This window comes from Mycolicibacterium vaccae NBRC 14118 = CIP 105934 (genome assembly GCF_001552715.1).
Classification (GTDB): Bacteria; Actinomycetota; Actinomycetes; order Mycobacteriales; family Mycobacteriaceae; genus Mycobacterium; species Mycobacterium vaccae.
Genome location: NZ_BCRS01000029.1, coordinates 34947 through 42489, shown reverse-complemented (window position 1 = coordinate 42489; position 7543 = coordinate 34947). Strand labels below are relative to the sequence as shown.

General features: G+C 62.9%; 7 protein-coding genes and 1 pseudogene. 5 read left to right on the top strand and 3 right to left on the bottom strand.

Annotated elements, in window-relative coordinates:
- A pseudogene (locus tag MVA01S_RS08340) lies at positions 1-291 on the top strand (hypothetical protein); the annotation flags it as partial.
- A 357-nt stretch (positions 292-648) separates the two neighbouring features.
- The gene (locus tag MVA01S_RS08335; RefSeq protein ID WP_237024348.1) at positions 649-1011 is read left to right on the top strand and encodes a hypothetical protein; all 363 of its coding nucleotides are present in this window, start codon (positions 649-651) and stop codon (positions 1009-1011) included.
- Between the two features lie 13 nt (positions 1012-1024).
- On the opposite strand, the gene MVA01S_RS08330 is transcribed toward MVA01S_RS08335, so the two are convergent.
- The 3 genes from MVA01S_RS08330 to MVA01S_RS08320 are packed head-to-tail and all read right to left on the bottom strand — an operon-like array spanning position 1025 to position 3664.
- A complete protein-coding gene (locus tag MVA01S_RS08330; RefSeq protein ID WP_003929376.1) occupies positions 1025-1654 on the bottom strand; it encodes a Maf family protein in 630 nt (209 codons plus the stop codon).
- A 60-nt stretch (positions 1655-1714) separates the two neighbouring features.
- Complete coding sequence (locus MVA01S_RS08325; protein ID WP_003929377.1) at positions 1715-1996, bottom strand: acyl-CoA carboxylase subunit epsilon; 282 nt, start codon at positions 1994-1996, stop codon at positions 1715-1717.
- 30 nt (positions 1997-2026) lie between these two features.
- On the bottom strand, positions 2027-3664 hold the full coding sequence (locus MVA01S_RS08320) for an acyl-CoA carboxylase subunit beta (protein WP_003929378.1): 1638 nt from the start codon (positions 3662-3664) through the stop codon (positions 2027-2029).
- A 308-nt stretch (positions 3665-3972) separates the two neighbouring features.
- Between MVA01S_RS08320 and MVA01S_RS08315 the strand changes: the two genes are divergently transcribed.
- The 3 genes from MVA01S_RS08315 to MVA01S_RS08305 all read left to right on the top strand — a co-directional run bounded on the left by MVA01S_RS08315 (position 3973) and on the right by MVA01S_RS08305 (position 7450).
- Entirely contained in the window at positions 3973-4839 is an 867-nt protein-coding gene (locus tag MVA01S_RS08315; protein WP_003929379.1) for an endonuclease/exonuclease/phosphatase family protein, read from the top strand.
- 244 nt (positions 4840-5083) lie between these two features.
- Positions 5084-5503, top strand: a complete 420-nt coding sequence (locus MVA01S_RS08310) for a hypothetical protein (protein WP_040540460.1) — start codon at positions 5084-5086, stop codon at positions 5501-5503.
- A gap of 105 nt (positions 5504-5608) precedes the next feature.
- Positions 5609-7450 carry a DUF4012 domain-containing protein gene (locus MVA01S_RS08305; protein WP_003929381.1) on the top strand — a complete coding sequence of 614 codons (1842 nt, stop codon included), beginning with the start codon at positions 5609-5611 and terminating at the stop codon, positions 7448-7450.
- The last annotated feature ends 93 nt before the right edge of the window (positions 7451-7543 follow it).

Sequence of the window (7543 nt, the reverse complement as noted above, 5' to 3'; positions counted from 1 at the left end):
GCGGCGAACGAGGCGCCCGCGCCCACGCCGCAGCGGGCCGCGAGCGCGCCGCTGATCATGCCGGAGTTGCGCACCATGGTGCTGCAGCGCGCGGTGCGCACCCTGCACGCCGCCACCGGTAACGCCGAACTCGATCTGCGGTTCATCAACCGCAAGGATGTCCGCGAGGTCATCAATCAGCAGAACTGGGAAGTGTGCGCCCAGAGTCCCGGTGCGGGACGGACGATCTCGCAGAAAACGAAGCGCGTCATCCTCTACGTGAAGCGGCCGGGAAGCCGCGGCTGCTCCTAGCGGTCGCTGTTTCTCGCTTCGCTGCGTGCGGCGCGGCGAACGGGGCTGGCTGCTGATCATGGCCCGACCTGTGCCGACCGATCTCCGGTAGTCGCTCAGCAAACTTCCGCAAGGCATCTGGTGCTGCTCTGCGGGTTTGGTGGCGGCGCCAGCGAAGCGCCCTGGACGGCCCTCGGAATACGGAGAATCTGCTGGTCAGGGGATATTTTCCCAGGCACAGAACGCATGCGCGGATCCGCCTTTGTGATTGACATCACAGGAGGCTGCTGGCACGCTGGCAGCTAATCCAATTGGGGAGGGCGTGGGGGGATGTCTACTATTTCTGAAAGAGTGTCGAGCGCCGGCACGAAGGTACAGGTGGGGGCCGCAGCGTGCGCGATCGCGACCGCCGCGATCTTGACGCCGGCAGTGGCCGCGCAGGCGGACATCAGCCTGCCGGTGCCGGCCGCACCCGCGATCACCGACATCGCGGCCGCGCCGCTGATCAACTCGGTGTCGTTCGCCGAGCAGGGGTCGTGGATCTGGTTCGGGCCGACCAGGGATGACGGCCCGACCTACACCCCGGTGGTGTCGTTCTATCCGCTCGCGCTGGTGCCGGGCTTCCTGCAGCCGCTGTTCGGGTGGTTCGCGGACATCAACTTCACCGCGTGCTTCCTCGGCCTGAACGCCAGGATCGGGCCCTACGGCACGCTGTCGGTCGGCTTCAGCCGAGGCTGCTGACCCGTTTCCGGCGCTATCCGCGCCAGAGGTCCGAGATGGCCAGGCCGGCGCGGCGCACCAGTCGGTGCACTAGCGGCAGACTGATGCCGATCACGTTCGACGGGTCGCCCTCGATGCTGTCGACGAACCAGCCGCCGAGCCCGTCGAGTGTGAAAGCCCCTGCCACATAGAGAGGTTCACCGCTGTCGACGTAGCGGGCGATCTCGGCCTCGGTGGGCTGGCCGAAATGCACCTTGGTGCTGCCGGTGTCGACCTCGGTGTGGGTGATGACGCCGCCGGCCAATCGCAGCAGCGCATGCCCGGTGAGCAGATGCCCTGAGGCCCCGGCCATCGACATCCACTGCGCCCGAGCTGCTTCCGCGGAGCCCGGCTTGCCGCGCAGGGTGCCGTCGAGGTAGAGCATCGAGTCGCAGCCGATGACCACGCAGTCGGCGGTCAGCGCCTCGGGCAGCTGCGCGGCCACGCTGAGCGCCTTGGCGTTGGCCAGCTTGGCCACCACCGCCTCCGGCGGCAGATCGGGGTCCAGCGAGGCGAGCAGGGCGTCCTCGTCGACGTCGGAGACGACGACCTCCGGGTCGATGCCAGCTTGCCGCAGCACGCCGAGCCGGCCCTGGGACGCCGACGCGAGAACGACGCGGGTCATCGAGCTCGTCTGCTCTTCGCGCGAGCGCTCATCGGTTTCGTCTGCTCTTCGCGCGAGCGCTCATCGCCTCATATGCATACGTTCCAGCAGCGTGACGCGCTGCCAGCTGGTGACGTCGTAGCGCAGCTTGTCGACCGGGTGGCCCCAGGGGTTGAGTTCCTGGGGGCCGGGGTCGGCTGCTGCGCCGCCACCGGCGCCGGCGAGCACGGTCACCAGCGCGGCGATCTCGTCGAGCGTGGGCTCGCCTTTGATCACCTGGAAGTGCGGATCCGGTTGCGGCGGATCGTCGATCGTCAGGTCGCGCGGGTCGGAGACCTCGACGATGTCGGCGTCATGGTTCATGAGTGGTGAATCCTTGTCTGAGGCAGCGGATCAGAGCGGGATGTTTCCGTGCTTCTTCGGCGGGGTCTGAACGACCTTGCGCTCCAACAGCTTCAGCGCGGTGGCGACGTAGCCCCGGGTGTGCGACGGCGGGATGACCGCGTCGACGTATCCGCGCTCGGCGGCGATGTACGGGTTCACCAGGGTGTCCTCGTACTCCTGCTGCAGCTTCAGGCGCAGCGCGTCGACGTCCTCGCCGTTGGCCGCTGCTTCCTTGAGCTGCTGGCGGTAGACGAAGCCCACCGCACCGGAGGCGCCCATCACGGCGATCTGGGCGGTCGGCCAGGCGACCACGACGTCGGCGCCCATGTCCTTGGACCCCATCACGCAGTACGCGCCGCCGTAGGACTTGCGGGTGATGACGGTGACCTTGGCGACGGTGGCCTCACCGTAGGCGTAGAGCAACTTGGCGCCGCGGCGGATGATGCCGTTGAACTCCTGGTCGGTGCCGGGCAGGAAGCCGGGAACGTCGACCAGCAGCACGATCGGGATGTTGAAGCAGTCGCAGGTGCGGATGAACCGGGCGGCCTTCTCCGAGGCGTTGATGTCCAGGCAGCCGGCGAACTGGGTGGGCTGGTTGGCCACGATGCCCACCGGGCGGCCGTCGACGCGGCCGAAGCCGATGACGATGTTGCCCGCGTAGCCGGCCTGGACTTCGAGGAACTCGTCGTCGTCGAGGATCCGGGTGATGACCTCGTGCATGTCGTAGGGCTGGTTCGGCGAGTCCGGGATCAGCGTGTCGAGCTCGAGGTCCTCGTCGGTGAGGCTCTCCTCGATCGGGGCGTCGGCCTGCGGGGCCGGGTAGCGCGGCGGCTCGGCGTAGTTGTTGGGCGGCAGGTAGGACAGCAGGTCGCGGACGTAGTCCAGCGCGTCCTGCTCGCCGGAGGCCACGTAGTGCACGGTGCCCGACTTGGACATGTGGGTCTGGGCGCCGCCGAGCTCTTCCATGGTGACGTCTTCGCCGGTGACGGTCTTGATGACGTCGGGGCCGGTGATGAACATCTGGCTGGTCTGGTCGACCATGATGACGAAGTCGGTCAGGGCGGGGGAGTAGACGTGTCCGCCGGCTGCGGCGCCCATGATCAGCGAGATCTGCGGGATGACGCCGGAGGCCTTGATGTTGTTGTGGAAGATGCGGCTGTAGAGGCCGAGGGAGACCACGCCTTCCTGGATGCGGGCGCCGGCGCCGTCGTTGATGCCGATCAGCGGGCGGCCGGTCTTGATGGCCAGCTCCTGGACCTTGACGATCTTCTCGCCGTAGACCTCGCCGAGGCTGCCGCCGAACACGGTGGCGTCCTGGCTGAAGACGCACACGTCGCGGCCGTCGATGGTGCCGTAGCCGGTGACCACGCCGTCGCCGGTGGGGCGGTTCTTCTCCAGGCCGAAGTTCTTGCTGCGGTGCTTGGCCAGCGCGTCGAGCTCGACGAAGGAGCCCTCGTCCAGCAGCGCGAGGATGCGCTCGCGCGCGGTCAGCTTGCCTTTGGCGTGCACCTTCTCCACGGCGGCCTCGCCGACCGGGTGCTTGGCCTCCTCTGCGCGCTTGCGCAGGTCGGCCAGCTTTCCGGCGGTGGTGTGGATGTCGATCTCGTGCTCGGCAGGCGTCGCAGAAGGCTCAGTCACGCTGGTCATAGCTTCTGATGCTAACGGCGCAGTGCCGGGGTGTCGCGGGTGGCCCTTACTACTCCCTTAGAAAGTGGCACGCTCGGGAGCGCCGCAGGCGTCACCTCGGTCCCTGCGGCGTTGCCCTGAGATTGGTAGCCTGCGGTGATCCGTGAGCGCGGCACAGGGGGAGGACTCGCCTTATCTTTTCAGGAAGGCACCGCGCACGGTCGTGGGGACGATCCGCGACGCCAGTGATAATCACTCTCGCTTTGTTGTTTTCAGCCCTTTCGTTGCTAGTTCGTCAATGCCCTTTGCGCAGTAATGAGGCGCTCGTGATGGCGGTGGGGGCGCCGTACATGGTGGCGGTCGCAGCTCTTGGGATGGTGATGGCACTGCTGTCCCGCAGGATCATTCTGTGTGTCATGGCTGTCGTGGTTCTTGCTTTATCCGCGGGAGTCCAACTGCGCTGGTACTACGGAGGAACCGAGACGGCCGCGGGGGAGCACGTTGAGGTGCGAGTCTTGTCGTCGAACCTTCGATACGGACGTGCTGACGCGGACGAATTCGTTGCGCTGGCGGGGAGCGCGGCCGATGTCGTCACGGTTACAGAGCTGACTCCGGAGGCGGTGCGCAAATTCCATTTGGCCGGCATAAGCGACATCTTCCCGTATTCGATCTTGTTCCCAGCGCCGCAGGCGAGCGGAAACGGGATCTGGAGTCGATATCCGCTGAGCCCCGTGTCCCCGACGCGTTATTGGAACTCGGCCATGGTCGCAGCCCGAATGCAAGTAAATGGCTTATCGAGCGAGGTAGTGGTTGCCAGCGTGCACGTGACCTCTCCGCTGAGGTCGTTCGATAGCTGGCGGAACGCTATCGTAGCCACTCGGTCTAGGCTCGTAGGTTTAGCTGACGCCACAGAGTCCGGAACAGTCATCGTCGCGGGGGACTTCAACAGCACCCCTGATATGCGGCAGTTCCGCGATCTCCTCGGTCATGGCTACAGAGACTCCGTCCAACAGTTGGGCGCTGGCTTCGCCCCCACGTTTCCTTCTAACAGCTCTGTACCGCCAATGATCACGATCGACCACGTCTTGACGCGGCGCGCCGAAGCTGGCGTTCTCCAGGCGGTGACGTTGTCAGGCACAGACCACCGCGCACTTCTAGCCACGGTGAGAATTCCGACTAACAAGGCGACGGCCTGAGTAAATTCCAAGACCGCACGTCGCCAGCAAACATGATTACGGGACGCTATGGCAACCGTGGAATTGAAAATAACTCGCGTCCATCGCGGGTTCCATTCAGGTGCGTAGACGAGGGATGTTGCAGGTCGAGGCGCCTTCTTGAGGTAGGAAGAGAACATCTCGTAACATTCCGCGCTCCGGTTGACAGGCACACGGGAGTCTGACATATTTTCAGCTAACTCAACCGGAGTGAAATGAGGGGGATATGGCTACAGTGGCCGCAAGAATGTCGAAGGTAAGCACCAAGTTCCAGGTGGCCACCGCGGCTACGGCGGTGGCTGCTGCGGCGGCCCTGACGCCTGCCGTCGCCGCCAACGCCGACATCGCACTGCCCGCGCCCACGGCGCCGGCGATGTCTGAGCTGGCCAACATCGCCGCCGCTCCGGTACTCGGCGCGGCTTCCATTGCGCAGCAAGGTGGTTGGGTCTGGTTCGGCCCGCCGCGGCCGGGCGCCCCGGAGAAGACCACCATCCTCGACTTCAACACCGCGGCGCTGATCCCGGGCTTTATCAAGCGCTGGTTCGGCTGGCTCGGTCAGTTGAACTTTGATGCCTGCATCTTCGGGATCACGGTTTCGCTCGGGCCCTACTTCTCGGTGAAGGCATCGATCAGCCGGGGCTGCTGATCCTCGCACATGCCGGTTAGTCAGATGGGACTGCCTTTGATGGCAGTCCCATCTGCTTGTCTAGCGCAATTGCTGAGAACCCACCGACCACGGGAATGTAACTAAGTGAATAAGTTCTTCCGCCGCCGGTCCGGCGATCGGCGAGACGACGACCTGTTACTAGATGAAGACGAACGCGGGCCTTACTGGTTGCGGGATCGCCACGGAGCGGTGTGGACGGCTTTGGCGCTGGTATTCATCGTTGTTGCTTTTGGTGTCTGGTTGGGAGTTCGTGGCTTCGAAGCTAAAAATAGCCTGGAGCACGCCAGAAGTAGCGCGCAGCAGGCCAAAGACGCATTGCTTCGAGGTGAAACGGAGACGGCAGCGCAGCTTGCGGCTGATGCCCGAACTCACGCCCAAAGCGCAAGCGATGCAACACACTCGGTGCCCTGGAATATCGTCTCGGTAATTCCTTGGCTGGGGGATCCCTTTGAGACGGGTCAACAGATCTCCACTGTCGTCTTAGGGTTAGCGGCGGACGTGTTGCAACCATCCACTGATGTTGGTTCCGGCGTCGCGCCCGACAGACTTCTGAAGGATGGGCGACTGGACGTCCAACGCCTTCGTGCTGAAGAACCGCAGCTAAGGCAGATAGCCCAAGACGCCGCAAATCTCAACGCAGCTGCCGATCAGATCCCTGATCCCGGCTTTCTCTCAGTCCTAGAGGACGCTCGTATACAAGTACAGAGTCAGACTTCCGAAATCGCAGGGCTCCTCGAAAATACCGCTCTCGCGGCGCGAGTCGCTCCCGCCATGATGGGGGCCGATGGGCCTCGTACCTACTTTATGGGATTCCAAACCAACGCAGAGGCGCGTGGGACGGGCGGCCTGCTCGGTGGTTTTGGAATCCTGCGGTTCAATGACGGAACGCCATCAGTTGACACACTGGGCCCAAACACGGACTTACGGACAGCAGCGGCCTCGCTCGACCTGGGGCCGGAATACATGGACAACTACGGATATACCAATCCATTCACCGATTTTCGGAATAGTAATCTCAGTTCCCACTTTCCATACGCCGCACAGATTTGGAGATCGATGTGGGCCGATGAATCGGGAGAGAGCGTTGACGGTGTACTGGCTATAGATCCGGTCGCTCTTAGCTATATTCTCGGCGCAGTCGGAGCCATTACGATGCCGGATGGCGAGAAAATCAGCAAGGACAACGTCGTCGAACTGACGGAGTCTACTGCGTATATAAGATATCCAGACGACCAAACTGCGCGGAAGAACTATCTCCAAGACATCGCAAGTGAGGTAGTTCGCAAAATAACAGGACCTGTGGAGTCGCCTAGGAAGCTCCTAGACGCGTTGGGCAAGGCTGCCGGCGAACGTAGATTAGCAGTATGGAGTTCGAATGAGGAAGAGCAGCGGCTACTCGAAAGTACGCCGCTGGCCAATGCGGTCCCAAACGACACTGCTCCATTCGCGGCAATAGTAGTCAACAATTTAGGCGGAAATAAACTCGACTACTATCTCGAAAGGGAGCTCGAATATGTCAGCGATGGCTGCGATGCTCAAACGAGGATGTCAACCGTGACAGTTCGATTGAAAAATACGGTTCCGGACGTTCCGCTGCCGGATTATATTGTGGGCATCGAAGGTCTCTCTCGCGATGTTCCATTTGAGGTCCCAAGAGGAACCATGGTGACTTCGGTGCGGCTTGTATCAACCGTCGGATCGTCGCTGGTAAGTGTGCTTGCGAATGGGGAGCGCGTGCCTTTTACGTTGGGCGCTGAACGGGGTCATCCGACTTATGAGGTGCAGGTCCTTATACCCCCTGGACAATCAGGGGAGTTGAGTTTCCATTTATCGGAGCCGACGGCCCCTGGCGCCGCAAGGATGCCGGTGCAGCCTCTTGTAGACGACGTAAAGCCAAAAGTATCGGTCCCGGCATGCGGCGACTAATCGGGTCAGCTTAAAAATCGAAAGAATTCTTCCCGGTTCGATCCGCCGACGGAAGAGGACGACAACGAAAGCCCAGCGGGCTAAGGGGTGGCA

Coding starts and splice junctions, on each gene's coding strand:
- MVA01S_RS08315 (WP_003929379.1), top strand. CDS start 3,973: ATGGCGGTGGGGGCGCCGTACATGGTGGCGGTCGCAGCTCTTGGGATG.
- MVA01S_RS08320 (WP_003929378.1), bottom strand. CDS start 3,664: ATGACCAGCGTGACTGAGCCTTCTGCGACGCCTGCCGAGCACGAGATC.
- MVA01S_RS08325 (WP_003929377.1), bottom strand. CDS start 1,996: ATGAACCATGACGCCGACATCGTCGAGGTCTCCGACCCGCGCGACCTG.
- MVA01S_RS08330 (WP_003929376.1), bottom strand. CDS start 1,654: ATGACCCGCGTCGTTCTCGCGTCGGCGTCCCAGGGCCGGCTCGGCGTG.
- MVA01S_RS08310 (WP_040540460.1), top strand. CDS start 5,084: ATGGCTACAGTGGCCGCAAGAATGTCGAAGGTAAGCACCAAGTTCCAG.